At 70.7% G+C, this 1,229-nt stretch carries 1 protein-coding gene; it reads right to left on the bottom strand.

Features of this window, described 5'->3' with window-relative positions; genetic code table 11:
* Nucleotides 1–14 precede the first annotated feature (14 nt).
* Nucleotides 15–656: a DsbA family protein gene (locus tag ABD172_RS06440; RefSeq protein WP_344308015.1), complete on the bottom strand. Its 642-nt coding sequence runs from the start codon at nt 654–656 to the stop codon at nt 15–17.
* Nucleotides 657–1,229: the final 573 nt, after the last annotated feature.

The raw sequence follows: 1,229 nt of genomic DNA, 5'->3' as shown, positions 1-1,229 counted from the left end.
CGCGTCCGCGCGGCTCAGAGCGCGTCGAGTGCCGTCTCGACGCTCGCCCGGTCGAAGCCGTGGACGAAGGCGCCGTCGACGGCGACGGTGGGCACCTGTTCGAGCCCCGCGGCGAAGGTCGCCTCCGTCTGGTCGTGGATCCATGCCTCGAAGGACCGGGAGGCGAGTGCCTGGGAGACGGTGACCTCCGGGGCCGAGGCGAGGGGCGCCTCGGTGTCCGCTCCCGCCTCGGTCGCGATGCGGAGCATGTCCTCGTCGCTCATCCCGGTGCCGTTCTCCGGCTGTGCCGCGAGGAGCCCGACCATCGTGCCGTACCACGCAGCGGGCTGTTCGCTGTCCGCGAGCGCTGCGAGGAGGACCGCTCCGCGCGTCGAGAAGTCGTCGTCGGAGTGGCTGTCGAGGAACGCCATCGGGTGGAGATCGAGGGCGATCTCGCCGGTCTCGAAGCGCTCCTTGAGCACTTCTCCTGCGTCCGCCTGGAACTGCGCGCAGTACGGGCAGTGGAGGTCGAACCACTCGGTGACGACGGGGACGTCGACGTCCCCGGGGGAGACGACGGAGACCGTGTCGTTCTCGACCCGGAGGACGAGTCCGCCGCCGAGGTATCCGGCGGGTGCGGAGTCCGCGGCGCTCGCGAGGGACTCGGCCGCCGCCACGGCCTCGGCATGCGGGGAGGATCCGGAGGGCGTGGGATCGGCACCGGCGAGAGCTGGAGCGCGGCGAAACAGAGCAGACCGACGCCGCCGTTCTCCTCCGGTGCGAGGTCCTTCGTGAGGTCGATGGACTCCGTCGTGCCCGTGGCACCGCCCGTGCCGATCTCCTTCACGGGAGCGTCGGTGCAGGCCCTGATCCTCTCGGCGAAGGTCTGCCACTTCGCGAGCGCATTGTCCTCGGAGGGCACGCCGTCCGTGCTCAGGACGGTGAGGGAGACCCCGGTGGCGGTGACTCCGGCGTCCTGGACGAACTGCCGTCCTGCGCCTTCGTCGATCCTGCCGTCGGAGGCGCTGTACACCGCCTCGTACGTGCACTTCGCCAGGCCGTCGTCGACGGGACTCTCCTGGTCGTCCTCGCGCTCGTCCTCGAACGTCTTCTCCTGGAGGAGTTCGAAGCCCTCACGGGGGGAACTCCTCGACGGTGACGAGCTGTTCGAAGAGTGCGTTCGTCCCCGGGTCCCCGCTCGTCGTACCGTCCGTGGGGACGGCCCCGGAACTCCCGTCCGGCTGCGTCCC

This window comes from Brevibacterium samyangense, assembly GCF_039529845.1.
Classification (GTDB): Bacteria; Actinomycetota; Actinomycetes; order Actinomycetales; family Brevibacteriaceae; genus Brevibacterium; species Brevibacterium samyangense.
This window is presented reverse-complemented; position numbering and strand designations above follow the sequence as displayed.